Source organism: Salinispora pacifica DSM 45544 (assembly GCF_000378845.1).
GTDB classification, from domain to species: Bacteria; Actinomycetota; Actinomycetes; order Mycobacteriales; family Micromonosporaceae; genus Micromonospora; species Micromonospora pacifica.
The window spans coordinates 3672039-3697343 of record NZ_KB905359.1 but is presented as its reverse complement, the minus strand read 5'-3'; the positions used below and the strand labels follow the sequence as shown (position 1 = coordinate 3697343).

Here is a 25305-nt window from a genome sequence, read left to right as displayed (position 1 = left end):
CGTCAACATCCGGCTCAACGCCGTGATCGAACGCATCCGTCGACGCGTCACCGATCGTAGAGTGATCAACCTGTGCAAGGTGGTCCTCAACCGGCTCAACCTAATCCTGTTGGAGATCCTGGAGGCCAGCAATCCGATCCTGTCGGGTGTGGCCTACTACTTCCGGCACGCTGCGGTGAAGCGGACGCCGCACTACCTCACCTGGTTTCCCGGTTGCGGGTGATCCGGTGGATCCGCGCGAAACATCCCAAGACGAACTGGACATGGCTCAGGAGACGCTACTTCGGCAAGGATCGGACCAGCCAAACAGGCGTGACCTTCTACCGCCCCGACTCGGTGCCGGTCATCCGGTACCGATACCGCGGGTCGAAGATCCCCACGCCGTGTGACACGGCAACTGCAACGGTGTAGCACGCCCATCCGTACACCTGCGGAGAGCCCGGTGCCGGGACAACCGGCACGCCGGTTTGGGGAGCGGCCCGGAGAAACAGACCGCCTGAAGAGGTGGCGCTGCGCCCCGGTCCGACTCCATCCAGCCGTGCTCCTACGGCTTCCGCGTGAACCGGGTGGGCATGGCGTGGTTGCGCAGACCCTTCACCTCACCTCCCAACCCGCACAACTACAAATGGGTGGTGGAGGGCGACATCACCGCCTGCTTCGATGAGGTCGACCGCACGGCCTTGATGGACCGTTGAACAAAAAGATCCGCCGCCGCACCGACGCCGTCGGGATCTTCCCCAACCGGCCCGCGGTCATCCGCCTCGCCGGCGCGGTCCTGGCCGAGCAAACCGACGAGTGGCCCCAAGGACGCCGCTACATGAGCTTGGAACTGCTCGCCAAAGCATGAGCACGACCGAAACTGACCAAACACGACGCCGACCAGGACCAGCCCACCGATTGCCGCATAACATCAAACCGGATCTCGCAATGGCCGTCTCCTACACCACCAACGCGGACATGACCCACTCGCCACCTCCTGCCTCACATGCTGCCCCCGCCACACGCCTCCCCACGCCGGTGCTGTCCCGGCCCGCCTAACCCCACCGACGGACTGCTGGGTAGGGGCACGACGTCGTTGGCACACCGATGCTCCGCGGCCGGCTCCACCCGGCACTGCCGCACACTGGGTAGCCAAGGCCGGCGGCATGTGGGAGGAGTGGTGATGAGTGCCAGGGACGAGTGGTGGCGTTCCTGGTCGGACGTCATCATCAGGCCGACCGGACGAATCCGTGGTCCGTACCGAATCTACCCACGACCTGACCGGACCTGCCAGCCGCGTACACACGGGCACCAGACCTCCGTCCGCACCGCACCCACGGATCCAACCGCGCCACCACACCCGGTCATCCTCGTCCACCGGCCTGGACCGGAACCACCTCCCGGGCGTCGGGGGCGGCGATCGCGGTCGCGGGCGCGCGCCGCCTCGGTGCCAGCACCCGCATCATCGGCAGCTCCACGCTCCGGTGTAGCAACCAGGCGGCCAACACGCAGACGACGAGGTAAACGAAGAACAAAGCGGCATTGAGCCACCAGGCCACACCGGACGTCGGGGAGTCCGTCAGACCCGCATGCCACAGCCAGTCCCGCAGGTAGGTACCGGTCGCGACGATAACGAGAAGTTGGATAGCGTAGAGCGCGAAGGAAACCTCCCCAAGGAACTGCCACCGCCGCGACCGCATCGGCGACCAGGCGTAGGTGAGGTCCGCCGTCGCGAGCGCGGTGATCAGCAGCAGGAACGGGATAAACATTCCTGCCTCGCGCTGAAGGTGCCCGGGTAGGTGGAGATTTACCACGAATCCGGCAGCGACGATACACAGGGCCGCTGGTACCCCGGGGCCGATCCATCGGCCCCGCCGCAGCAATACCGCGGCCGCCACGCCGGCGACGAACTCTGCCAACCGGGTCACTGGGAAGACATAGGTGAACCAGTAGAGGAACGAGCCACCGGCTTCCGCGGTGTCAACCACCTCGGTCGTCGGTCCCCGCAACTGGAACGCCCGGCTGGCCAACCAGGGCACGACCGCGGTGTACACAACGCAACCGATGACCACGGCCCGTAGGATCCGGGTCCGGGCCCCCAGGAGGATCGCCAGGACCGTGGGGAAACACAGGTAGAAGAACGCCTCGGCGCTCAGCGACCAGGTGACCGGATTGAGTCCGAAGGAGTATGCCTGGTCCGGCACCCACGCCTGCAGCAGTACGGACTGCACCAAAAGAAGGTCCAGAGCCGGCGGGTTGCCGGAGGCCGTCAAGAGCAGTACCGCCAGGAAGGTCGTCATCGCGAAAACCGGATAGATCTTGGCGAAGCGGCGCCGCCAGAAAGCGGTGGCGCGGTCACCAGGCCGGGCGGACCAGGCCAGGACGAAGCCACTCAGGATGAAGAAGCAGCTGACGCCGATGTAGCCCGTACCGAAAAGCGTCGTCAGAATCCGGTCGGACCAGGAGAGTTCCGTCGTTCCCGCGCCGAGGTCCGAGCCCAGACGCATTGCCCGGTAGTGCTCGCCGAATACCAACAGCGCCGCCCACCAGCGCAATCCGGTCAGTGACGGCAGCCGACAAGAGGTGCCGTTGACGGGCACGACGCCGCCGGCTCGTGGCTGTGACATGTCTCCCCTCACCAGGTCACCGGCATGGCTTCCAGACCCCGCACGATCAGGCCGTTCTTCCACCGCAGCTCATCCTCCGGCACAGCCAGCCGCAAGCCGGTGAAGCGGGTCAGCAGCGAGCTGAGTGCGATCTCGAGCTCGACCACGGCCAACGGTGCGCCGAGACAGTGGTGCGGACCGTTACCGAAAGCAACGTGGGGGTTACTACCCCGGGTTATGTCCAGCCGGTCCGGGTCCGCGAAAGCCCGCTCGTCGTGGTTGGCCGAACCCATCGAGGGCAACACGGCGTCACCCTTGCGGATCAGCACACCCTGCAGTTGCAGATCCTCCGTGGCCACCCGGGGCATCCCGTCGACCGCGCCGATAGGAACGAACCGCAGCAGTTCCTGTACCGCGTCGGGGATAAGCGCTGGCTCCCCGCGCAGCTTCTCCAGCGCCTCTGGATGCCGCAGCAGTGTGTAGACGAAGTTCGGGATGTGGCTGGCCGTCGTCTCGTGCCCGGCAATGAGGATGCTCTCGCCCAGCCGCAGCAGCTCGGATTCGCTGAGGACGTCCTCGTCCTGGTTGCTGGCCAACTGGCCGAGCAGGTTGTCGCCCGGCTTGGCCCGGTGCCGCGCCACCAGCTCGCCGAGGTACGTGTGTAGCTCCGCCTGATACCGCGCAGCCTGCTCCGGTGTGAAGGCCGTGGTCGACAGCACCGCGTTGGACCACACCCGGAAGCGGTCCCGGTCCTCGGTGGGCACGCCCAGGAGTTCACAAATCACCGTCACCGACAGCGGGATGGAGAAATCCTCGACCAGGTCCACCACCGGGTGCCGCCGTTCCATCTCCGCCAGCAGTTCGTCGGTGATCTGCTGCACGCGGGGACGCAGCTGCTCCATCCGCTTGGGACCGAACGCTTTGCCGACCAGCCGACGTAGCCGGGTGTGGTCCGGCGGGTCCATGCTGAGGATCGCGTCCGGCGGGGGCTGCTGGGAAAAGAATCGGGGTGCGCCTTCGGCCACCGCCGCGGCTCGCGAGAACCGCCGGTCGGCGAAGACCGTACGGACGTCCTTATACCTCGTCGCCAGCCACGCCTCTCCACCGAACGGGAGCGTCACCCGCGACACCGGCTCGTGCTCGCGCAGGCGCGCCCAGTGCGGGTCGGGCTCCAACTTGTCTGGCGGGCCGAACGGGTAGGCGGGGGCCCCGGAAGGCGCAGGAGCCGCCTCCGGCCGGGTCTCCGGAGTCGGCGGCTCGGGTGCCAGCACCGCCTGCAGCGCGGTGACGGCCTTCGGCACCAATACGCCACGCTGCTGCGTCACCCACCGTCGGCTGTCCTCGATCCGGCGCAGCGAGCCCCGGAAGTGGGGCACGACCTCGGAGGCGAGCAGCTCGAAGCTGTTGCGCACCTGCTGCGGCCCAGCCCAGTCCTGCACCGTGACCAGCAGCGTGCCGAATCCGCCCGTCACCTCCTGGAGACGCTCGATGGCTTCGATGCAGTCGCGAGGGCTGCCCACAATGGCACCGCCCGACTCGACCATCGCCTCGAGTTCCTCGCCCGGCTCCACGCCTTCAGGGGTGACGGGCAGGCCGATCAGGTCACCGAAGTAGCCCTGTAACCAGTGGCGGTGACCGGAACGCACCTCGGCGTACGCCTGCTCGGTAGTAGGTGCCACGTGCACCGACACGACCAGTCGCCAGTCGTCGCGGGACACGACACGGCCGGCCCCGGTGGCGGTCTCCTCCGCGTGTGCCCACTGCCGGGGCAGGTTCGCCACCCCGACGCCGGGCAGCCCGGCGCTGAAGGAGAGCGGGCTGAGACCATGGCGGCCGGCGAGCCGCATGCTGAAGGGTGAGGCGGCACTGGAGATGGCCACCTCGAGATCGTGTTGGTACGGCCGGAGCTGCAGGCGGGCGTCGCGCAGGTCGAACCAGTCGGTGCTCATGGTCAGTGGTTCGTCGCTCCGCAGCAGGTGCAGGACGGCGTCCAGCGCCTCGGCGGTCCGTGGCCGCTGCTGGCCGGGCTCCACCCCGATCATGTGGGCGTCCGAGGGCAGGGAGCCCGCGCCCACCCCGAGCATGACCCGGCCGCGCGTCATGTGGTCGAGCTGGACGATGCGGGACGCGACCATGAATGGGTTATGGTACGGCAGGCTGACCACGCCGGTACCAAGCCGCAGGTGCCGGGTCCGCTCGGCCGCCGCGGCGAGGAATACCTCGGGCGAGCTGACGATGCCCCAGCCGCCCGAGTGGTGCTCCCCGATCCAAAACTCGTCGAACCCGAGCCGGTCGACGTGCTCGACGAGCGCTAGGTCGTTGGCGATCAGCCAGGTGGGGTCGCTTCCCGGCGGGTGCAGGGGGGACAGGAAGGCGCCGAAACGCAGGTCCCTGGTGGTCATTGATTCCTCTCCTCATTACTCGACACGGCCGGTGTGGGTCCGATGGGGTCCATCTGGTCGGGGAACAACCGTCGCCACACCCGCAGAGCCCGGACGACGAGATGCTCGTGGTCCCGGAAGATCTCGGCGAGCACGGCGGCGGCCTGCGCCTCGTCACCAACGGGCATCACCGACTCGACCCCCCGGTCGGCGGTGACCAACCGGTCGTTGATCAGGGTGAGTCGACGGCCCGCACTCCAGCGGGCGCACATGAGGGTGCGCGACATTCGGGTACTTCGACGCAGGTAGTGGTCCCGGATGTCCTCGAACGCCTCGGCAGGTTGGGGATCGTCGCGGAACCGGTACAGCGGCCGCCAGACACCGTCGGTGCCCGCCCGTTCGGCCACGATTAGGTCGTCCGTTGGCCGCATCCGGAACCACCAGCCCCGCTCGCGCCACGGCTGGCTATCGAGGGGTACCGGCAGGACGGGGGTCAATGTAGCGAAGCCCACGTCCACGACCCAGGTCGTACCGTCCAAGCGGACAAGCAGGACCATGTGGTCGAGAAGTCCGGTGTAGCGGCGTTCGAGGACCCGCCACGCCTCGCCGAGCACCGTGTCCACGGCGAAGCCGATCCGCCGCAGCGCCGCCGCGAGCAGGGCGTTCACCTCTAAGCAAGCACCGCCGCCCCGGCGGGGCACAACCTTGGTGAAGACGCTCTCCTGGTCCAGCGACGGCACCACGCCCTCGGGCGCGTCCAGCGTCTCGAAGGGCACCGATTCGGCGTGGGCCCGGCAAATATCCTGTAGTGCCGACAGCGTCGGCTCGCGGGGCCCTCGGTAGCCGATGCGGTCAAGGTAGGCGTCCAGCGGCCAGGTTGCTTCGGTCGAGCTCGCCATCACGTCCACTGCCGGGTCGCCGCCTGGCCCAGCACGGCTGCCGCCGCATCCAGGGCGTCACGCAGTTCGGGCTGGCCGAGTGCCAGCATGTCCAGGTCGAATACGGGTACGCCTTGGTGCCCTCCGGCGACCCGGTGCCGTTGCTGCTCCTGAAACTGCTCGATGAAGGGCCGCCGCACGGCGTGGAACTCGCGTAGGGCGGACTCGTCACCGGTACGCAATCTCTCGTCGAGCGCGGCGGCCGTGCACAGCGCGTCCTGCAGGGCGGTGTTGAGCCCCTGTCCACCCATGGCGTGCAGGCCGTGGGCGCTATCGCCGACCAGCACCAGGTTGTGCCGCGCCCACTGCCGCGGTCGCACGATGTGGTGTGGCACGGTCCGGCTGGCGAGGTCGCCGGAGGCGGCGGCCAGGATGCCCGAAAGCTGCGGGGCCTGTGCGGCGAGCGCCTCGGCCAGGGCTCCTGGACCGGCCGAAACGGACTCGTTGATCCGTTGCGGTTCAGCGATCCACACCAGCAGGAGTTCCGGCCCCGCGACCGGGGTGGCGAGCAGATATCCGCGTTCCGTGATGTGGGCGCGCATCCGGTTGCCCCAGCCCGCCGGCATGGGCAGCGGCACCTCCAGATAGCCGTTCTCGAAGGCGAAGGTTTCGGCGGTAATGCCCGCCATCTCGCGCGCCGTAGAGTGTTTGCCGTCACAAGCGACCACGACGCGGGGTGCAACGAGGAACTGCCGGTCTCCCTGGGTTGCCTGCACGACGAAACCCTCGCCCAGCCGCTCCCTGAGGCGGACGCTCGTACCCGTCTCGATGCGGATAAGCGACTCGTCGCGGACGCGACGCTCCAGGGCACCGGTGAGGGCGGTGACCGGTACCGACATCGCGTAGGGCACCGCCACGCCGGGCACCTGGTGGTAATCGCGGGCGGCGAGCAGTTCGCCGTCGACCTGAATTTCGGCTCCATCGATCTGCGTCGACACCGGCCGCACCGCGTCGAGTACGCCGGCCGCGTCGAGCAGGCCGAGGGTGACCGGCTGCAGGTTCGGCGCGCCGCCGGGTCCCGGTCCCGAGGTACGGGTGCTGGCGGGCTCCAGAGTCGCCCTCTTTTCCAGCACAACCACGTGTTGGCCGCGGCGGGCTAGCGCCAACGCCAGGAGCAGCCCGGCGGGCCCGGCACCGACGACGCAGACGTCGGGACGGTCATCTTCCAACATCGTTCGAATCCCTTCGCTGTGCCTCGTTTCGCCTGATCAGGCAGGTCAATCGCGCGGAGGCGGTCCGCCGGCTGGCCTCGTCGGTGATCTCGATCTCGTGGGTGGTGACCGTCTGCCCGAGGTGCACTGGAATACAGGTGGCGGTGACCAGCCCGGCAGTCACTGCCCGGTGATGGGTGCAGGACAGCTCCAAGCCGACGACCGCGGCACCGGGCCCGGCGTGCGCCGCCGCCGCCAGCGAGCCGAGCGTCTCGGCGAGGACCGCGTTCGCCCCACCGTGTAGCAGGCCCGTCGGTTGCCGGTTGCCCGCGACCGGCAACGTCGCGACGATCAGCTCCGGCTCCCATCGGGTTATCTCAATGCCCAGCTTCAGCGCCAACTGCTCGGCGGCGAGTGCGGGCGGCAGGTCCGCGACGTCCGGTCGGCGGGGCGCACCGTTCCTCCGAGCACTCACCACCGCACCGCCGGCCGTGCGTCCGTCATCCAGATCGCGAGGTCGAGCAACCGTTCCAGTCCACGGCGATCCGCCATACCGAGCGCTTCACCAGAGGCCTGCGCCACCCTCGTCGCCCACCCGGGGTCCACCATCTCGAACACCGGATGGTCCGGCTCCGCGACGATGTTCTTCGCCTGCTGTTGCAGGGCGACCAGGTAGGCCGGGTCCTGGGTGGTCGGGTACTGGCTCTTGCGGCGTCGCACGACGTTGTCCGGCAGCAGAGGGCTGCCGGCCGCGCGGAGTAGGCTCTTCTCCCTGCCATCGAAGGTGCGCTGGGCCCATGAGGTGGCGAAGACGTACTCGACCAGTCCGTGGTCGCAGAACGGCACCCGCACCTCCAGACCGTTGGCCATGCTCATCCGGTCCTTGCGTTCGAGCAGGTACGGCAGCCAGTGCGTCAGGTTGAGATAGGTGTCGCGCAGCATGCGGCGCTCCAGCGGGTCGGTCGTCATCGGCTCGGGGACCTGCGCGACGGCGTCCCGGTAGCACTGCCGGACGTACTCGGTGAGCTGCATCCGTTTGGCGAGTTCGGGCCGCAGGAGCGCGACCGACACCTCGGGATCCGGTTGCATTGCCGTGTACCACGGAAACATTTCGACCTGGCGAACCGCCGGATCATGGAACCAGGTGTAGCCGCCGAACACCTCGTCGGCGGACTCGCCGGAAAGCGCCACGGTGGAGTGTTCGCGGATCGCCTGTGACAGCAGATAGAGCGAGGAGTCGAGATCGCCTAGGCCCATCGGGAGGTCCCGGGCGGCCACTACCGCACGGCGCAGGTCGGGATCGGACAAACGCCGACTATCCAGGACCACGTCCTGGTGCCGGGTGCCGACGTGTCGGGCCACCCCGTGGACAAAGTCTGCGTCCCGGGTACCACGCAACTCGTCTGGGACGAAGTGACTCGCGTCGCCGACGAAGTCGACCGCGATACTGCGCAGCGAAGCGTCGGACGCCCGAGCGGCCAGCGCAGTGACCACGCTGGAGTCCAGTCCGCCGGAAAGTAGCACGCACAACGGCACGTCGGATACAAGCTGGCGGGTGACCGCCGAGGAAAGCAACTCCTCCACCCGGGCGACGGTGCCTTGGAGGTCGTCAACGCACTGGCTGCCGTCGAGACGCCAGTAGGTGCGGGTACGCAGTCCGGCAGCGTCCACCACCAACATCGTCCCGGGCCGCACCTGCCGCATTCCCCTCCAGACGGCTGTTTCCGGCGGTCGGGTGTACATGAACAGCTGGCGCAGGCCGTCGATGTCCACCCTGTGGTCCACCGATGGATGGGCGAGTAGCGCCTTGTGCTCGGAGCCGAACAGCACCCCGTCGGGGGTGGCCGCGTACAGCAGTGGCTTGACCCCCAGACGGTCGCGGACAAGGAGTAACCGCTCGCTGCGACCGTCCCACAGCGCGAACGCGAACATGCCGTTGAGCCGCTTGACGGAGTCATCGCCCCACTCCAGGTATGCGCGGAGGACCACCTCGGTGTCGCTGGAGGTGTCGAACTCCTGGCCCCGTGCCCGTAATTCGGCGCGGAGTTCGCGGTAGTTGTAGACCTCGCCGCTGAAGGTCAGCACGACTGGTCCCGCAGCGGTCTCAGCGCGCATCGGTTGCACGCCGCCCTCGACGTCGATGACGGCAAGCCGTCGATGACCTAGCCCGACCCGGCGGTCGGTCCAGACACCGCCCGCGTCCGGTCCCCGCAACTGCATCGTGGCGGTCATCGCCTCGATGGCGTCGCGCTCGACGGTCAGGTCACGCGTGAATGACACCCAGCCGGCGATGCCGCACATCAGATTGCCTCCTCGGCAGTGGTCGGACAAAGCGCCGCCAGCGACGCCAGGTATCCCAGTTCGGCCGGGCCTCCATCGGCCGTAGGCTGCCGCACCCCTCTGGTGAGCAGCAGGGCGACCGCGAAGTCGCCTCGTGGCGCGCGGACCGTGGAGCCGTCTCCAGCCAGTTCGGCGAAGACCTGCCGCGCACGTGCCTGTGGCGTCAGCTCGACGGCGATCACCAGCACGCGCTCGACCTGCCCGTCGGCCAGCAGCACGGCCGCGGTCTCCAACAGGTGCCGGGGTAGGTCCTCCCGCGCCGACAGGCAGGTCATCGGACCAGTGATGTTGTACTCCTTGGCCAGCGCGCCCAGTACGGAGCTGGGGACCGACTGGAAGAACAGCAGGGGGTTGTGGACGTCGCCGCACGCTAGGTCGCGTGCGGCGGTGTCAGCAGTGGTCGCGTCGGCGGCGATCGAACCGAGCAGGACGGCCGTCCGCGGGCCGGCCACGTCGTGGCCGGCCAAACAGCGCCGTGCGACCTCAGCCACCAACGGACTGAAGCGACTGACGACGAATCCGGCCAGCGGCGGCAGCTCGGTCGCGGCGGCACCGGGCAGACCGCTCGCGGACTCCCCCCACGGCGCGAGGCAGGCCCCGGAGAGAATTCCCTGGCCAAGCCGGGTCGCCGTTGTGGTCCTAGTCTCCATCGTAGGCCTCCAGCACGATCGCAGAGTTGAGGCCGCCGAACCCCGCGTTTGTGGTCAGCGCCCGTCGCAGTCGCGCCGGACGTGCCCTTACCGGCACGTAGTCGAGGTCGCAACGGGGGTCCGGACTGGTCAGACCGACCGTCGGCGGCAGCTGCCCGTCCCGCAGGGCCAGCGTCGTGATGATCAGCTCAACGATGCCGGTTGCCTCCAACATGTGGCCGGTGGCGCCCTTGGTCGAGCTGACCGGCACAGCGTCGGCGTGCCCGCCGAGGGCCCGACGCAGGGCGGCCGTCTCGGCCGGGTCGTTCGCGGGTGTGCCGGTACCGTGGGCGTTGACATACTCGATCGCCGCTGGCTCGAGCCGCGCCCGGGCCAGTGCGCCCCTGATCGCCGCCGCGAGACCGGCACCCTCGGGGTGCGGACGCACCACGTGGTAGGCGTCCCCAGCCAGTGCCCAGCCGGCTACCGCCACCAGCGGTTCGGCACCACGGGCGCGGGCGTGTCGAGCCGATTCGAGCACCGCCACACCCGCCCCATCGCCGAGCAGCAGGCCCGAGCGCGACCGGTCGAAGGGGCGGACCCGCCCGTCCCTGGCGCAGGCCCGTCCGGAGTCGAATTTGGCGAAGAACTCCTGTTCCACGAGGTAGACCCCGCCGCAGACGACAACGTCGGCGTGCCCCTGCTCGATGAGTCGGCAACCGTGCAGCACCGCGTCGGACGAGGCCACGCAGGCGTTCTGGAAGGCCAGGCGCGGCTTCCCGAGGCCCAGTTCCTCGCCGAGGCGGTAGGGCAGTTCAGCGGCGAGGCCCGGCAGGGCCCGCCCGGGCACCGCGCCGGACGTCTTGGAGCGCCACCAGTTGGACAGCACGGTGTGGTCGCCCTGCGTGCCGATCAGGACCGGCGCCCCGGGGGCCGTCCGCAGGCCGGCCATCTCCAGGGCCGCCTCAGCACAGCGGCGCAGCACCGGGTACTGCCGCAGCTCACAGGCCTGCAGGTCTGGCGGGTGCGCGGCTGCGATCCGGCCCCTGAATCCCGTCGTGTCGAACCTTGTCAGCGGGCCGAACCCGCTGCGTCCGCCGAAGACCCCGTGGCGCAGTGCGTCGGCCCCGAAGCCAAACACGTTGAAGACCCCGTAGCCGGTGACAACCACGCTCTCGGTCATCGGGCACCGTCCTGGACGGATTGGGCGGCCGTCAGGTAGGCGTGCACCGCCCATAGGCTGTCGAAGGTAGCCACCTCATCGTCGCTGGGGTCCAGCACGATGTCGTGGCGCTCCTGCAACATCTGGATGAGCCACACCAGCGCGAACGAATCGATGATGATCGGTGTTTTGTCACCGAGTTCGTCCGTACTGAATGGGACGATCTCGCACTCAACGAGCAACGCGCGCAGTTCGTCGCGGCTGATCGTCACCGCTTGACTCCCGCTGCGGCCCCTACCTTGGCCTCGATCAGGTCGACCAGCCCACGGACCGTCATGCCGCCCAGCGCGTCCAGTTCGTCCTCGTCGAACGTGACGTCGTAGTGCCGTTCCACGTGGACCGACAGCTCTAGCAGCGATAGCGATTCCAGGTCCAGGCCGTCGCGACCCAGCGGAATCCGGTTGACGTCGCCGGGGCCGATAGGTGCGCTCAGCACATCTTCGATAACCTGCACGACGTAGGCCACGATCTCGACACGCACGTCAGTTCTCCTCCGTTGATGGGGATGTCCCGTTGATCAGAGCGGGGTCGGCGGCAAACCGCCGGGGGTCAACCGGCCGGTCGTAGTCGATGCCGGTGACACCGAAGCCGTGGATGGCGAGCAGGCGGGCTCGGTACTCGGCACCGCCCAGCCCCGCCACGTTGTCCGAGTTGACGTGGTTCCACCGCGTACGCACCGTCGCCTGCACCGCGGGGTCGAGGTCGGCGCTGTCGAGCCGTATCCGCCCGGCGTTGTCGAGGGGCGGCTGACCGGCCAGGGCATCGAACAGGTCACGCGCTTGGTCGAGCGGGTCGCGGACTGGGCCGTGCTCGGCGAACGCTCCGGTCAGCAGCGCGGTGTAGAGCGACTGGATGGGCATGACCGCGCTGGCTGGTGTGATCAGCGCGCCCGCGGCCACGGCGTGCGCGGCTCCACCCCGGCGAGCGAGCCGGGCGTGCAGGCCGGCCGCTGTCCGTTCCAGGTGACGTTTGGCGATCCCGAGGGTGCCGAGGCGGTAGCTGCGGTTAAGGAAGGTCGGGCCGACGTAGGTAAAAGCGACCGTGCGTGCGTTGGGGGCGAGCACGTCGCCGGCGTCGAGGGTGTCGATCCAACGCGCCCAGTCGTCACCGCCCATCACCGACACCGTTTCGGCTATCTGCTCCGGGGTCGCGCGGGGGAGGGTAGCCGGACGGACACTGCCGTCCGCGACGTCGTAGGAGAGCTCGGTGTACGGCTCCCCTACCGCGGCAATGGTGGAGTGGCGGGTCCGCCCGGACATCGGATCCGTGCGGCGCGGCGCGGCCAGCGAGTACACGACCAGGTCCACCGACCCGGGCGCGGCGCGCAGGGCGTGTACGGTGCGCCGTTTGGTGTCGTCGGCGTACGCGTCGCCGGCCACGTCGCGTGTCCACAGTCCGGTCGCGGCAAGCTCCGCGCGGAGGGCGGCCGAGCTATACCAGCCCGCGGTACCGGTGCGCCGCTCGGTGGCCGGACGGTCGAGGTGCACGCCGACGGTTGCCGCACCGCCCGCGAAGGCCGCCCAGGTCCGCGCCGCGAGACCCAGCCCGGACGAGCAGCCCACCACTAGCACGACGGAGGGTGCTGTTGATGCCGGGTGTGCGGTCGCCCGGTCGACGTCCCGGCGGACCCGTTCGGCACAGCCGTCGGGATGGGCGGTCAGGCACAAGCCCTGGCGCAACAGCGGTTCTACGAGCATCACGGCCCCGCCTCCTTCGCGATCGCGGCCCGCAGCAGGTTGGCGGTGCGGACGAGCTTGCCGTTGACCGTGCGAGGCAGCGCCTCATGCACGTACAGTCGACGTGGTGCCTTGAAGGTGCTCAGCGACTGTCGGCACCAGCCGATCAGGTCGGCCGGCTCGACCCCGCCCGCCGCGCTCACGTGAGCCTCGATAACGTCGCCGAAGACCACCACCGCCTCGGTGACCTGGTCGTGCCCGAGCAGTGCCGACTCGACCTCGGCAAGGTCGACCTTGAGCCCACCGACGGTGACCACGCTGTCGGCCCGGCCGCCGAGACTGATCACCCCTGTGCGGAGGTCGACGGTGGCAAGGTCAAAGGTGCGCAGCCAGCCGTCAACGACCCGGCCGGGCTGGTCCGCGACTAGGTAGGGCGTCGCGCCGACATGGACATGCAACTCGGCGTCGCGGACCTCGGCGCGGATGCCGTACGCGGGCGAGCCCACCACGGGCGGGCCGTGGCGGCCGTCGAGGTCGACCGCGATGATACCGACCTCGGTCATGCCGTAGGCGGTTCCCAGCGGCACCCTGAACCCCGCTCGGAAGCCCTCCGCGGTGCCTTGCCGCAGCGCCTCTCCGCCGGAAACCGCTAGCCTCAGCCGAGTCAGTCGGGTCGGTGCCCGGTTGAGTAGATCGAAGTGCACCGGGACTCCGAAGACCACCGTAGCCTCGGTCTGCGCGGCGACATCAACGAGATTCGCAGCGGTGGGTCGACCGGCGAAAACCAGGGTCGCCCCAGCCGACAACGCGTGCAGCACGCCGCCGATCAATCCGAAGGAGTGGGTCAGCGAGTTAAGCAGCAAAACCCGGTCACTCGGTCCAGGCATCAGAGGCATCCGGGCGAACCGGTCGAGTTCAGCGTGCAGCGAGTCCGCGGTCCGAGCGACGACCTTGGGGGAACCGGTGGAGCCCGAGCTGAACTGCACCAGACATTGTTCTCCGGTGGCTGGCGAGCCGGCGAGATGCTTGACGACGATCTCGCACTCGGCGGTGAACTGGCTGACAATGGTGCCGAAACCACCGCTCCGGATGTGGTACTGCGGCCGGCACAGGTCGATGATGCGTTCACCCTCGGCGGTACTCAGCCGAGGATCGGCGAGCATGACCTGCGCGCCGAGTCGCCACAGCGCCAGCACGGTCCAGAGCAGGGTGCAGCTGGGCCGCATCCGCACCATGACGGTGGACCCCTCGCGGATCCCGTGCATGCCGAGCCGACGTTCAAGGTCGGCCACCTCAGTCCGCAGCGTCGTCCAACTCACCTCGCCGGCGGCCAGCGCCCACGAGCCGTGCCGCGGTGCGCTGGCCAGCAGTTCGGTGACAAGGTCTCGGGCGTTCACGTCACGCTCCCGCTTCCGCTAGGTCGGATGGGAATCGGAGGTTGGTGGCTGGCCCCGGCAGTGACGGGGTCGCCGCTGCTGCCGGGGCCAGCGGCACCCGCAGCGGTCGTGCCACGCGGGTGCCAGGTCTCACTTTTCGATGCAGAACTCACCAACGGGCCAGCCCACATGCCGTTGGTCGGTGCTGACGTAGCCGAGCAGCTTGCTGCCGGGCCGCAGCTCGGTCACGTTAAGCACGGACGTGCCGGGGCCGAGTACCCGTACGTGCCAGTCGTCCTGCACGGTCAGACTGACGTGCACGCCGTCCCCCGAGGTGGCCTTAATCGTCAGCAGGGGACGGGACTCGAGCTTGACGCGGCCGACCGTGACGGGTCGGGTCTGGCCGGTCGCTGAGACCGCCAGCACTGTGCTGCCGGCGGTTAGCTCGGATAGGTAGTTGGTGCGGTTGTCAGGACCCAGCACGTAGGAGTGCAGGGCACCGGCGTTGACCCGAAACGGCCGGGTCGGCATGTAGGGCAGCGGGTGGGTCTCGCTAACGCACAGAACGAACCCGTGCGCGTACGAGCCGACGAGTATCCCCTCGTCCTGCCGGAAGTGGGTGCAGGTGTCGACACACACCCGGTCACCCAGGCCGTTGTGTTCGATCGAATCCACGATCAGGGTGGTGAGCTCCAGCTCGGGGGTCTTTCCATGCAGGAGTTCAGCCAGTCGGAAGACGTCCGACGGGCCCTGTGGTGCCATCAGCAGGCCCTCAGATCCCTTTTCGAGTACATCGAGTACAATTGCGGCCTCCTCAATCGAGGAGACCTCGCACACGAGTTCGCCGTCGCTGTGGTCCGCCGCGGCAATGACGATCTCCAGGGGGATCTTCGTGGGATCGCGGAACTTGACGATCGTGCAGGGCAGGACCGTCCCCGAGGTGCAGGCGAGTCGCAGGGTGGGCTCGTCGACCACCTCGACTAAGGCGGCACCGCCGGTACCGCGGATCCGGTCGATGCCGGCGGCGTCGTTCACGGCGCGCACGACGAGGTCCGCCTGCCCAGGGTCCGGCTCAGTGCCGTCCGTGCTCAGCAGCACCCGGCGGATGGTGGGAGGCAGGGTGGTCAGCACATCGGGCGTGTCGTCGAACACCCCATCGATCCGGGCGTGTATGGCGGCGTCGATGATGGCCTCGCGCTGTTCGTGCGGAACAGTACGAAGATCGATCCAGGCGAACTTCATGATGAACCTGCCAATGCGGGAGCGCGGGTGATCTTTGGGGCTACCTCGGAATGCAGCAGTCGGGCTACGCATCGGACGGCGGCGGCCGGATCGGTATGCTGGAAGAACCGCCTGCCGACCGCCACTCCCCGGCATCCGGCTTGGAGGGCGCTCGTGACGAACTCGTTGAGGTCACCGCCACCGCCGCCGCCAGCGACGAGGACTGGCACCGGACTGGTCGCCACTACGTCGGCCATCTCGGCGGCACTGCGGGCCATCGTCGTCTTAACGAGGTCGGCACCGAGGTCGGCGGCGATGTTCACCGCGTGGGCCAGCAGTTCGGGGTCCTGGGGATCCCGAACCCGCGGTCCACGTGGGTACACCATCGCCAGTAGCGGCATCTCCCAGCGGTCGCAGGCGGCCGCGACGGCACCGAGATCGGCCAGCTGGCTCGACTCGGTGTCAGCACCGATGTTGACGTGGACGCTGACGCCATCGGCACCCATCCGTACCGCCTCTTCCACCCGGCCGACGAGGATCTTGCTATGAACGTCCGGGGCATGCCCGGTACCGGCACTGAGGTGAATGACCAGGGCGGCCTCGCTAAAGCGGGCGGGTTGGACGAACCGAGCTCGTCCTTTATGAACAATCACGGCGTCGGCACCACCGGCCACTATGTCCGCCACCAGGTTGTCGAACCTGTCGGCGGCCGTAACCGGCCCGACCGACACCGAATGATCGAGAGGTACGAACAGATGTCGCCCGTCTCCGTGCCGTGACAGACGCTCCAGCCTGAGCGCCTTGGCGCGGTGCGGCCAGCTCGACATGGCATGCTCCCTTCTCTGCTCTGCGCAGCCACCGGAGAGTCTTCGCGTGGTGGGAACCGCGCCCAAGACCCGATGTGCCTGCTCGTCAGGTGGCAGCGGACGGCTGACTGGGTGCACCAGGCGGCTAGGTCAGGCGATCGGACGCAGCATGGCACCGCGCCCGACGAATTCGTCGAGTGTTCAAGATCAGCTAATTGGCACGACAGCTGGTGCGTCCAGTCATCCGGAGGTATTCCTTCAACCAACATGGCTCTGTCGCCGATCTTGTGATGTGGACACTGCCGGCGCCCATGCGGTGGTTTCGGTGATCATGTCCGGCGTGTGCGCTTGTGGAGCAACTACTGCCGTATCTCTCACTTCTATCTATCGACACGGTTGAGCCGCGTGGCGGCGTCGTGGTGCTGTCCGCGCGGGTCCAGGCGATTCCCGGTTAGCGTCGGTGATCGGGTCGCTGCCGGTCGCGACACCTTGTTGCGGCTGGTCAAGGCGTTGCCTGAACCGCCGAAGACGCCGATCACCGTCCTCGGCGTCGACGACTTCGCGTTCCGCCGGGGCCGTCATTACGGCACTGTGCTGATCGACATGGACAGCCACCGCCCGGTCGGCATGTTCGACGGACGCGACGGTGACAGCCTCGCCGAGTGGCTGCGGCAGCACCCCCGAGATCGAGGTGACTGCCGGGACCGGGCCGGCGGCTATGGCGAAGGCGCCCGCTGCGCAGCCCCGCAGGCGGTTCAGGTCGCGGACCGGTTCCATCTCTGGCAGAACCTGGGCCAAGCGGTCGAGAAGACCATCAACGCCTATCGGTCCCTGCTCGTCTCTGCGGCACCCCCGCCAGAGGACGACACCATGCCCGCCGAGGTACAGCCGCTACCCGAAAAGAAGATCGTGACCCGCCTTCGTGAACACCACACCGCCGTTCACCAACTGGCTGCCCAAGGACTGAACAAGTCGGCGATCGGCCGCAAACTCGGCCTGCACCAGGCCACGGTCCGCAAATACTTGAACGCCGTCAGTGTCGCCGAGTTGGCGATGACCGGCCGCCACGGCGACCGCCTCGAGATGTGGATCACCACGGTCGAAGTCGACACCCTCACGCCGTTGGCTGGGTTCGCCCGTCACCTGCGCCGCGATTTCGACGCCGTCCGCAACCGCCTGACCCTGCCACACAGCTCCGGCGCGGTCGAAGGCAACATCAACCGCCTCAAGATGATCAAACGGCAGATGTTCGGCCGCGCCGGCCTCGACCTGCTCCGCAAACGCGTCGTCCTCGCGCACTGACCTCCTTCACACAACCGGCGACAGAGCCCGGACCTTGACCACGATGGCGTCGATGAACACCGCGGCGGTCACGACCGTCTTCGACCGGCTGCCGTTGCGGATGTTGCCCGACCCGACACCGGCTTGGTCGTGCTTTTCGTAGCCGAGGTGCTCGGTCATCTCCTCGTTCAACGCGGTCTCCAGGACCGTCTTGGTCAGCTGCTTGAGCAGCCCGTCCGGGCCCGTCAACGACAGCCCTTGTTCCTTAGCGGCTCGGACCAACTCGACGGCGGCTTTCGCCTCCGTCATCGACTCGGGCCGCTTCTTACGTCCGGTCTGATCATTCAGTGTCGCGGTCATCACGGCACCCTCCTCACCAGGCACAACGCCTGGCAGGCCAGGCCGGAAACACCGTTAGACCCACACTCCCGCACACGATCACGCGGTGGCCGCCCCGCGTCCACCCCGGTTCACCAGCAAAATCTCAAACGGCGGCTGCCGTACCAGAGCACAAATTGCAGCGCTCTCTATTCTCGGCGAAAAGCAGCCATACCCCATCCGACATGGCGAACCGCCATTCAGTCTTCCCAGGAAGCGAAATGTCCCTATTTAAGGGTAAATGACGAGGCCCGCTGGACGTGAACCTTCCGTAACACACTTGCTCAAATCGGCCGGCGCTGGTTAGGGTTGCCCACCGTGAGTGGCCGGCTACAGCTGTGCCGCCCTACAACTGGAGACGGAATGAAGACTGACGGGGGTCCGATGTCCAGTATTTCCATAGAGCCTCAGGACGGTTCTCTCCAAGTCGTGCTTGGAATACGCTACCACCTCGCCCGACTCGGCCTCGAGGGGCTACTCCTATCGATTCCTGAGGTCGGCGAAGTGTGCGACCGAAGCACAGTTCAGGAAGCCCTCGAGGTGGTCGCCGCAACTAAGGCTGAGCTGCTGGTCGCCGCTCTCGACGAACTCAGCGAAAGCGACTGCCGACTCCTCAATTCCCGTCCATGTGATGTCAAGCTGCTACTACTGATCAACGATATGGAAAGATCCCAGGTGGCCTTGGCATCGACTATTTCCGACGCCGGCTACCTTTATTCACAGGATCTCGACGCGAAGGTGCTCGGCGATGCGATCACGCAACTTCGCCGCAACCGGGTTCCGCTACCTCAGGCTTTGGCCCGCTATCTCCTCAACCACGCGAGAGACCACCGCAAAACGAATTACTCGCCCGCCAGCGATATGATCCGCCTGACCCCTCGGGAGCACGAGGTACTCGCTCTGCTCGTCGAGGGTCTCAGCAACAAGGAAATAGCCACGAAGCTTTCCATCTCCCAGCATGGCGTCAAGCGAATCGTGGCGAACGTCTTGGCCAAGCTGAACTGCCCCAACCGGACCTCGGCCGTGGCACGGGCTCTGACTGAAGGGCTTTCTGGGCACCGACTCCTCTGAGCCGGGACGGTGCCCGGCCAGCGCGGTCGGCGGCTGCTGGGCTGCAGCGGCCACGATGGGAGCGGGACGCGGGCGTACCGCCGGGCGAGGCCACGTGAGGCGGCGTCGCGCGGCGGACCGCGCCTCGGCCTCAGGGATGGACGGCGACGCGCGAAGGGCAGAGCCCGTCACGGAGCGCTCGGGCCGCCACCATCGTCCTGTTGGGACAGTTCAGCTTCGCCATGATGCTGGCGACCGCGCGCTTCGTTGCGTGGCCTGATGCCCCAATCCGCCGTGCGATCTGCTTGTTGCTGTATCCGGCGACGAGCAGTGCGATGACCTCGGACTCACGCCCGGTCAGCGCTGGCGGTGCCGACTCACTGCCATCCGCGTGGTCACTGATGCAGGAAAAGAGCATCTGGACCATGTGCGCCGGCATCGGAACCTGGCCGTGCTGCAGCTGACCGACGGCGTCCGCGAGCGTCCCCGCGTCCAAGCTGCTCTCGTCGAGATAGCCGTCACAGTCGAGCTCGATCGCGCGTGTGATGTCGTGTTCCTGCCCACCGACGATCAGCAGCACCTGACCGCCCTCCCGGCGGTGGTCGGCGACCGTCGCCGTAATCTCCGGGTCATCGAGGTCGAGCATGTCCATAATCACTACCTGGGGAACCTCGGCAGACCGGGGCAACCGGGCACCGGGCAACTGGATGGACACGGGCTGCCCCAGCCCCGCGACCGCGCACATCCGTTCCAGACCGAACCTCTTGAACTCGTTTTTCAGCACCAGGATGATCTCGACTTGCGGGGTGTCCACGGTTTGGCCAGTTGGTGACATGGCTTGCTGCCTTTCGGTCGGCCGGCAGCGCACGGTGGCGCGCAAGCCGGTCACGGTAAGGTCTCAGGCACCGATCCGGGTGGTGACCCGGGCCACGGCCTGCGCATACTCCGGAGATGGCGACAACGCCATGGCGACCCGGAAGTGGCGTAGTGCCTCCGAACGGTCATTGACACGCTCCATCGTGCGACCGAGCAGGAAGCGAGCGTAGTCGTCGGTGGGGTTCCGGTCGACGAGGTGCTCCAGCACCTCACGGGCCTGCCCAAGTTGGCAGGAGCCGAAGTAGGACCGGGCCGCCAATAGCTGCAGGCTGCTCTCGTCACCGTGCTCTTCTAGCGCGGGTTCAAGGATGTGCAACGCCCCGAGCGGGTCGTTCACCGCCAGCAGCCCTTCGGCCAGGCGGTACGCGCGGACCGGCGATCCCTCGGTGTCGTCACCGTCGCGGGCAGACCCAAGCAGGGAGATCAATGCCGCCACCGGCTGAGCCCCGGGCAGGGCATGGTTGGCCGCGACGAACGTCGGCGCGACCTTGACGCCGGAAAGCGCACCGATCGTCAGCCATGTCCGCACCCGGCCGATGTAGCGGCCCGAGCCGAGCACCTGGGCCGCCCCGGACAGCCCGGCCTCGGCCGCGGCCGCCTCGAGAACGGCGTGCCTGCTGACATCCTCGCCGCGCAGGAAGTGGGCGCGCAGCAGCCCCTCCTTGAGTCTGCCCTGGCAGCGCCAGCCGCCCTCCTCGAGGGCATATGCGAGCAGACGATGGGCGTCGAAGGTGTTGGGCTTCCAGGATGGACGCCAGGTGAACTCATCCCCGGAGTCGGCAGCGACCTCGGCGATGTAGCCGCCCACCTGGTCGGCGCTGTGCACGCCGTACGACCGACGCTCCTCTTCTGACAGCGGCAGGGTGTGCCGCGGGGCGTCCGGCACGAGTTGGATCGGCCGATAGACAACCTCGACCGGCTCCCCCCCTTCCGCCTCCCACTGCTTGATTGCCCTCACCAGCCGTCGCTTGCCGAGGTAACACCACGGGCAGATGACGTCCGACCAGACCTGGACGCGCATCTGACACCTCCCTGCTGCCGTTTGGACGTTTCCTGTAGCCGTCAACGTCGGTAGCCTATGCGACAAGTGTCTTTTAGTCGACAGGTGTCGCCAAATCTGGAGGCCTCAAATGGTCAGGAAGAGTACTACACGGAGCAAGCCAGACCCTCGGGCGGAAAGCACGCGTCGGCAGTTGACGGCGGCCGTACTCGACCTCGCCAGCCAACGGGACCTCAGCTCGATCACTGTGTCTGACGTCGCCAACCGGGCGGGAGTCAACCGGGCCACCGTCTATCTGCACTGTACCGATCGGGATAGTCTCTTGGTGGCAGCACTGGAGTCGTGGATGTCGAGGATCGCGGAGTTAGCCGCCCAATGCTGCCCGTCACGCCCTGGCATGAAGGTGACCGCCCCGCCCGACCAACTGGTCAGCCTGTTCCGCGAGTTCGAGGAGCACGCCGCGCTGTTCAGGCGAATTCTCGGCCCCAACGGCAGCGGCAAACTGGTGTACCACCTCCAGAGCGTCGTTGGGGAGCATGTCCGCCGCCACCTGCCCGAGCAGGAGGACCCAGTCGGCGCCCCACACGACCTACGTGCCGCCTTTCTCAGCGGTGCCCTGCTCGGCGTGGTCAGTCACTGGCTGAACCAGAACATGAGCCCACCCGCAGCCAAGGTCGCCAGTTCCACCTGGAAGGTGATCAACAGCATGTCTTAGGCAGTGGGAGCAGTCGGTCAAGCCCTCCGGACAAGGCGCTACGACACCGCCGGCCCTTGCCGCCGGACCGCAACTCCGGAAAGCGCTCGTACCGAGTACAGTGAGCCACCTCGCGGCGGGAAGTTACGGTGTCGGATTCCTGGCGGTACCCCCAGTTGGTGTTTTCGCGGGCCAGGCGTAGCACCATCCGGCGGATTGACCGCACGGTTCGTGGCCGGCCGGCCCGCTGAGGTCGGGAGATCTTGGCGTGCCGGCGGGCGATCTGGTCACGGTGCCAGCGCAGCACGGTCTCCGGGCGGACCAGCAGCCGCAGGTCACGCAGGACGTTGCGTGGGGCAGCCAGTGCAGCCCAGCGGCCAGCCAGGCCCGGTCAGCCCGGGTGAACCGCACCCGTTCGCCGTGCAGCTGACGTTCGAGGACCATGACCTGGTGGCATAGCGCGAGGATCTCGGCATCCTTGTCCCGGTCGCTCATCGGCAGCATCCGCAGGCACGAGTGCGTCGGTCACACCAAGATAGACCAGTCGAAGCAACACAACAGGACACCTTTCGCGCACCGTTGAACGTCGATTCCCCCGCCACGTTCAATCGAGCGTGTTCGCGGCTACAGCCGAATTCTGAACTCAGTGATCAAGAACGGGGTCGTGACCAGGACGGACGAGGTTTTCGGCACCCGCAAGGTCGTCGCCGGCGTTTCCCTGCTCACCTACAGCATCACCCGGAGGCTGGTCCAAGAAGCCGGCGGAGCCGGTGCGACGCCCCACCTCCCAGCGCATTCCGACCGTCATCGGACTCGCCCTCAGTGTGACCCTGGCCGAGTTCCTCACCGCCCTGCCCTACTTCGGTGCCGTCAGCATCCTCGCGGGTGGTGACTTCACGACGCCGCAGTGGCTGTCCCTGCTGATCGCCTACAACATCGGCGCCGTCCTGCCCACAGTCGCGATCGTCTTCGTCGCGATCATCCTCCGCGAACGGCAACGTGAGCGTCTTCAATGCTGGCTCGACAAGCTGTCAAACTCCCGCAGATCATGGCTGACACTGGTCGGTATCGCCGGATTCCTGCTGGCGCGAAACGGCGCTGCATATCTGGTGGTGGACTTCGGCCTGGGTGACATCGGCGGCGGCACACCGCCGAAGTGACATGGGACGGTTCGATCCAGCCAGCTCACGCCACTGTGGCGAAACCGCGACTATGCCGGCTGGTGGACCGCCTCGCTGGTGTCGGCAGTGTTTTCCGGCTCACCGTCATTTCGCTACCGCTCCTGCTTCTCCACAGCACAGGTTCCCTCACCCACATCGGGGCCGTCGCCGTGACCGAGGCGGGGCGCGCGCCAAAGTCATCCACATCACAGTGGCCTTGGTGGCGCTAGTGACGCAGACCAACGTCTTCCGGTACTTTAAGGCACTCTGCCAGCAGGTCCACGATGTCGAGCCAGGCCCGCTGCGCGTGCCGCTGGTGGTAGCCGACGCCGGGGAGCACGCTCTGGTCAGCCCCCATCGGTGGGTGGTGGAAGGCGTGCAGGGCGCCGCCGTAGACAACAAGGCGCCAATCGACGTCCGCGGCCTGCATCTCGGCGGTGAACGCATCCCGTTGGGCCGGCGATACAATCGGGTCTTCTGACCCGACCCCGACCCAGACCGGGCAGCGAATGTGTGCCGCCTCGCCCGGCCGGCCTGTGGTCATTGCGTTAATCGTTCCGATCCCGCGCAGGTTGGCCGCGTCGCGACCGAGTTCCAGCACGATTGCTCCCCCGATGCCGTAGCCGATGGCGGCGATCCGGTCCGGGTCGGTCCGTGGTTCGGCGCACAGCACGTCAAGCGCAGCGTGGCCGATGCCCCGCATCCGGTCGGAGTGAGCGAGCAGCGGCGTCAGGCGCGCCAGCATCTCCTGGGGGTCGGTGAACCAACGTCCGCCGTGAATGTCGAAGGCCAGCGCCACGTACCCCAACTCCGCGAGGGCGTCGGCCCGGCGACGCTGAAAGTCGTTGAGCCCCGGCCCCTCGGGTCCGACCAGGACCGCTGGCCGGCGGTCGACGCCGGCGGGCAGGGCGAGGTGCCCGATCATCGTCAGGTCGTCGGCCAGGTACTCCACCGTTCTCGTCGTGATGGACGTCATGAAGCCGGACTATAGCGATCGTCGCGCCCGGCCAGGCGGATGTTTCGCCGCTGGCAGATCAGCCGACGGCGTAGGCTGTCGCGGTTCATGCCAGCACCTGCAGTCAGGGCTACCCACCGACCTACTCGCTCACACCGGACTGACCCTCGCACAACCTGATCGTTCAAGATCTGTAGCGCCAGCCTCCCCGGCATGCCTCGAGTGACAGCACCCCGCCGGTCTGGACACACTCCTCGACGGCCCATCGGGCACCGGCCACGCGGATGATTTCCTCGTCGCTGGGGTAAGGCCGGTCGATAGCACAGGTGGCAGGCATGCTCGGTGGGGTCGGTGGTCGACCGGCGAGTGAGCAGCCAGCGGGGGTGCATCCGTGGTCGGTGGTGTCGGTATCGGTGTCGGTGTCGGTGTCGGTGTCGGGCAGGGTGGCCACGGCCCAGTCGAACAGGCGGGGCTCCTTGGCGCCGTCGCCGCAACTGCGCCGTTTCCAGGCCGGACCAGGGACCGCGGTGGCCGCACGCCCTAATCACATCGCGATGGCTTGGTCACTGTGCGCACTGCCGACATTTTCGGGAACCCGGTCTACGTAGTGATCGAAGCCTAAGGGTCACACACTATACCCGGAGCGTCCACTCCCGACCCTGCTACGCTGGACGCTTGGCCGGCCCTACCACTTGGGCTATCATTACGCTGCTTTGCCAAGTGATGGCGGACTATCGAAGTTGACGCCCTGACACACTCCGAACTAGTCTTTAATCATAATTCTTCATAGCGATGGATGTTACATTAGTGGCTCATGTGCTGGTAATCGAGGACGATCGGAATATCCGAGAGGCGATCGACAACTCACTTTCGGCAACAGGCCACGTCGTACGGCCGTGTGGGACCGCTCTTGACGGGCTTCGGGAACTGGCGAGCAGGCAGTCCGATGTCGTGATCTTGGACCTCCACCTGCCGGACCTCGATGGCGCGACGGTACTGAGCCTCATCCGGGCCGATTCCGCGGTGCCGGTTGTCGTCGCAACTGCGCGCGACACAGAGAGCGAAATCATCCGCCTGCTTCGCGCGGGCGCCGACGACTACGTGGTCAAACCGTACTCCGTCGAGCAGTTGGAGGCACGGATCGCGGCGGTGCTACGCCGTGGAGCCGGGCAGGCTGCGACCGTACTGACGATCGGTGGCCTTCACCTAGACGCCGAGGCGCGGATCGCATCGCTCGACGGAGTACGCCTGCAGCTCTCCCGCCTCGAGTTCGACCTGCTCACGTACCTCGCGCAACGGGCAGGGAAGGTGGTCACCCGGCGCCAACTGTTCGACCACGTCTGGCGCTCGGAGGGCCGCTCGCTCGAAACCGTCGATGTGCACGTCACCTGGCTCCGCCGCAAGCTCGGCGAAAGTGCGTCTATGCCACGCTATCTACACACGGTGCGCGGAGTGGGAATCCGCCTGTGCGCACCGGAGGATGCCGGTTGAGTTACCGCGCACCGCGCGGGGCCCGCACGCCCCCACCGGTGACGGTGCCGCGACCTACTCGCTCGTCATCGCACTGGCTGTAGTCAAAACCGAAC

General features: G+C 67.5%; 26 protein-coding genes and 1 pseudogene. 9 read left to right on the top strand and 18 right to left on the bottom strand.

Annotated features, from left to right (window positions below):
* The first annotated feature begins 22 nt into the window (after positions 1 to 22).
* The 3 genes from SALPAC3_RS28405 (at position 23) to SALPAC3_RS25955 (ending at position 847) form a co-directional block, all read left to right on the top strand.
* A complete protein-coding gene (locus SALPAC3_RS28405; protein ID WP_232430521.1) occupies positions 23 to 223 on the top strand; it encodes a hypothetical protein in 201 nt (66 codons plus the stop codon).
* 334 nt (positions 224 to 557) lie between these two features.
* Complete coding sequence (locus tag SALPAC3_RS28035) at positions 558 to 695, top strand: hypothetical protein (RefSeq protein WP_018222384.1); 138 nt, start codon at positions 558 to 560, stop codon at positions 693 to 695.
* On the top strand, positions 692 to 847 hold the full coding sequence (locus SALPAC3_RS25955) for a transposase (protein WP_018222383.1): 156 nt from the start codon (positions 692 to 694) through the stop codon (positions 845 to 847). The genes SALPAC3_RS28035 and SALPAC3_RS25955 overlap by 4 nt, the downstream gene beginning before the upstream one ends.
* 496 nt (positions 848 to 1343) lie before the next feature.
* Here the strand turns inward: SALPAC3_RS25955 and SALPAC3_RS25950 are convergent, their stop codons facing one another.
* From SALPAC3_RS25950 to SALPAC3_RS0116785, 14 genes are all read right to left on the bottom strand, one after another.
* Positions 1344 to 2606 carry an acyltransferase family protein gene (locus SALPAC3_RS25950; protein ID WP_018222382.1) on the bottom strand — a complete coding sequence of 421 codons (1263 nt, stop codon included), beginning with the start codon at positions 2604 to 2606 and terminating at the stop codon, positions 1344 to 1346.
* 8 nt (positions 2607 to 2614) lie between these two features.
* Positions 2615 to 4987 (bottom strand): LLM class flavin-dependent oxidoreductase, encoded by a 2373-nt coding sequence (locus tag SALPAC3_RS28825; RefSeq protein WP_018222381.1) that lies wholly within the window; start codon positions 4985 to 4987, stop codon positions 2615 to 2617.
* Complete coding sequence (locus SALPAC3_RS26430) at positions 4984 to 5865, bottom strand: arylamine N-acetyltransferase family protein (RefSeq protein WP_018222380.1); 882 nt, start codon at positions 5863 to 5865, stop codon at positions 4984 to 4986. Before SALPAC3_RS26430 ends, SALPAC3_RS28825 begins: the two co-directional genes overlap by 4 nt.
* Positions 5865 to 7076, bottom strand: coding sequence for an FAD-dependent oxidoreductase (locus tag SALPAC3_RS0116835; RefSeq protein WP_018222379.1), 1212 nt, complete (start codon positions 7074 to 7076; stop codon positions 5865 to 5867). Before SALPAC3_RS0116835 ends, SALPAC3_RS26430 begins: the two co-directional genes overlap by 1 nt.
* On the bottom strand, positions 7063 to 7530 hold the full coding sequence (locus SALPAC3_RS0116830) for a hotdog fold thioesterase (protein WP_026185655.1): 468 nt from the start codon (positions 7528 to 7530) through the stop codon (positions 7063 to 7065). Before SALPAC3_RS0116830 ends, SALPAC3_RS0116835 begins: the two co-directional genes overlap by 14 nt.
* Positions 7527 to 9356 (bottom strand): asparagine synthase (glutamine-hydrolyzing), encoded by a 1830-nt coding sequence (asnB, locus tag SALPAC3_RS0116825; protein WP_018222377.1) that lies wholly within the window; start codon positions 9354 to 9356, stop codon positions 7527 to 7529. The genes SALPAC3_RS0116830 and asnB overlap by 4 nt, the downstream gene beginning before the upstream one ends.
* Positions 9356 to 10045: a beta-ketoacyl synthase chain length factor gene (locus SALPAC3_RS26425; protein WP_018222376.1), complete on the bottom strand. Its 690-nt coding sequence runs from the start codon at positions 10043 to 10045 to the stop codon at positions 9356 to 9358. Before SALPAC3_RS26425 ends, asnB begins: the two co-directional genes overlap by 1 nt.
* Entirely contained in the window at positions 10035 to 11207 is a 1173-nt protein-coding gene (locus SALPAC3_RS0116815) for a beta-ketoacyl-[acyl-carrier-protein] synthase family protein (protein ID WP_018222375.1), read from the bottom strand. Before SALPAC3_RS0116815 ends, SALPAC3_RS26425 begins: the two co-directional genes overlap by 11 nt.
* Positions 11204 to 11458, bottom strand: a complete 255-nt coding sequence (locus SALPAC3_RS0116810) for a hypothetical protein (protein ID WP_018222374.1) — start codon at positions 11456 to 11458, stop codon at positions 11204 to 11206. The genes SALPAC3_RS0116815 and SALPAC3_RS0116810 overlap by 4 nt, the downstream gene beginning before the upstream one ends.
* A complete protein-coding gene (locus SALPAC3_RS25930) occupies positions 11455 to 11727 on the bottom strand; it encodes a phosphopantetheine-binding protein (RefSeq protein ID WP_018222373.1) in 273 nt (90 codons plus the stop codon). The genes SALPAC3_RS0116810 and SALPAC3_RS25930 overlap by 4 nt, the downstream gene beginning before the upstream one ends.
* A 1-nt stretch (position 11728) precedes the next feature.
* Complete coding sequence (locus SALPAC3_RS25925) at positions 11729 to 12943, bottom strand: hypothetical protein (protein ID WP_018222372.1); 1215 nt, start codon at positions 12941 to 12943, stop codon at positions 11729 to 11731.
* Positions 12943 to 14319, bottom strand: a complete 1377-nt coding sequence (locus SALPAC3_RS0116795; RefSeq protein WP_018222371.1) for a class I adenylate-forming enzyme family protein — start codon at positions 14317 to 14319, stop codon at positions 12943 to 12945. Before SALPAC3_RS0116795 ends, SALPAC3_RS25925 begins: the two co-directional genes overlap by 1 nt.
* 129 nt (positions 14320 to 14448) lie before the next feature.
* Positions 14449 to 15540, bottom strand: coding sequence for a 3-dehydroquinate synthase II family protein (locus SALPAC3_RS0116790; RefSeq protein ID WP_018222370.1), 1092 nt, complete (start codon positions 15538 to 15540; stop codon positions 14449 to 14451).
* Complete coding sequence (locus SALPAC3_RS0116785) at positions 15537 to 16346, bottom strand: 2-amino-3,7-dideoxy-D-threo-hept-6-ulosonate synthase (protein WP_026185654.1); 810 nt, start codon at positions 16344 to 16346, stop codon at positions 15537 to 15539. The genes SALPAC3_RS0116790 and SALPAC3_RS0116785 overlap by 4 nt, the downstream gene beginning before the upstream one ends.
* 321 nt (positions 16347 to 16667) lie before the next feature.
* Here SALPAC3_RS0116785 and SALPAC3_RS25920 point away from each other — a divergent pair, with 321 nt between their 5' ends.
* Complete coding sequence (locus SALPAC3_RS25920; RefSeq protein WP_332308174.1) at positions 16668 to 17627, top strand: ISL3 family transposase; 960 nt, start codon at positions 16668 to 16670, stop codon at positions 17625 to 17627.
* Positions 17628 to 17633: 6 nt separating this feature from the next.
* Here SALPAC3_RS25920 and SALPAC3_RS0116775 read toward each other — a convergent pair whose 3' ends face one another.
* Entirely contained in the window at positions 17634 to 17966 is a 333-nt protein-coding gene (locus SALPAC3_RS0116775) for a transposase (protein WP_018222366.1), read from the bottom strand.
* Between the two features lie 381 nt (positions 17967 to 18347).
* Between SALPAC3_RS0116775 and SALPAC3_RS28400 the strand changes: the two genes are divergently transcribed.
* Positions 18348 to 19055: a helix-turn-helix transcriptional regulator gene (locus tag SALPAC3_RS28400; protein ID WP_080635193.1), complete on the top strand. Its 708-nt coding sequence runs from the start codon at positions 18348 to 18350 to the stop codon at positions 19053 to 19055.
* A gap of 130 nt (positions 19056 to 19185) precedes the next feature.
* On the opposite strand, the gene SALPAC3_RS26420 is transcribed toward SALPAC3_RS28400, so the two are convergent.
* Entirely contained in the window at positions 19186 to 19914 is a 729-nt protein-coding gene (locus tag SALPAC3_RS26420) for a response regulator transcription factor (protein ID WP_157632332.1), read from the bottom strand.
* A gap of 18 nt (positions 19915 to 19932) precedes the next feature.
* Positions 19933 to 20931, bottom strand: coding sequence for a DsbA family protein (locus SALPAC3_RS25905; protein WP_018222363.1), 999 nt, complete (start codon positions 20929 to 20931; stop codon positions 19933 to 19935).
* A gap of 109 nt (positions 20932 to 21040) precedes the next feature.
* On the opposite strand from SALPAC3_RS25905, the pseudogene SALPAC3_RS29425 reads away from it, so the two are divergent.
* The 3 genes and pseudogenes from SALPAC3_RS29425 to SALPAC3_RS0116745 all read left to right on the top strand — a co-directional run.
* Positions 21041 to 21229, top strand: a pseudogene (locus SALPAC3_RS29425) (TetR/AcrR family transcriptional regulator); the annotation flags it as partial.
* A 78-nt stretch (positions 21230 to 21307) separates the two neighbouring features.
* On the top strand, positions 21308 to 21625 hold the full coding sequence (locus SALPAC3_RS28820) for a TetR-like C-terminal domain-containing protein (RefSeq protein WP_018222362.1): 318 nt from the start codon (positions 21308 to 21310) through the stop codon (positions 21623 to 21625).
* A 749-nt stretch (positions 21626 to 22374) separates the two neighbouring features.
* Entirely contained in the window at positions 22375 to 22764 is a 390-nt protein-coding gene (locus SALPAC3_RS0116745; protein ID WP_018222360.1) for a GAP family protein, read from the top strand.
* A gap of 226 nt (positions 22765 to 22990) precedes the next feature.
* On the opposite strand, the gene SALPAC3_RS0116740 is transcribed toward SALPAC3_RS0116745, so the two are convergent.
* Positions 22991 to 23740: a dienelactone hydrolase family protein gene (locus tag SALPAC3_RS0116740; RefSeq protein WP_026185652.1), complete on the bottom strand. Its 750-nt coding sequence runs from the start codon at positions 23738 to 23740 to the stop codon at positions 22991 to 22993.
* A gap of 795 nt (positions 23741 to 24535) precedes the next feature.
* Between SALPAC3_RS0116740 and SALPAC3_RS0116730 the strand changes: the two genes are divergently transcribed.
* Entirely contained in the window at positions 24536 to 25210 is a 675-nt protein-coding gene (locus SALPAC3_RS0116730) for a response regulator transcription factor (protein ID WP_018222357.1), read from the top strand.
* The last annotated feature ends 95 nt before the right edge of the window (positions 25211 to 25305 follow it).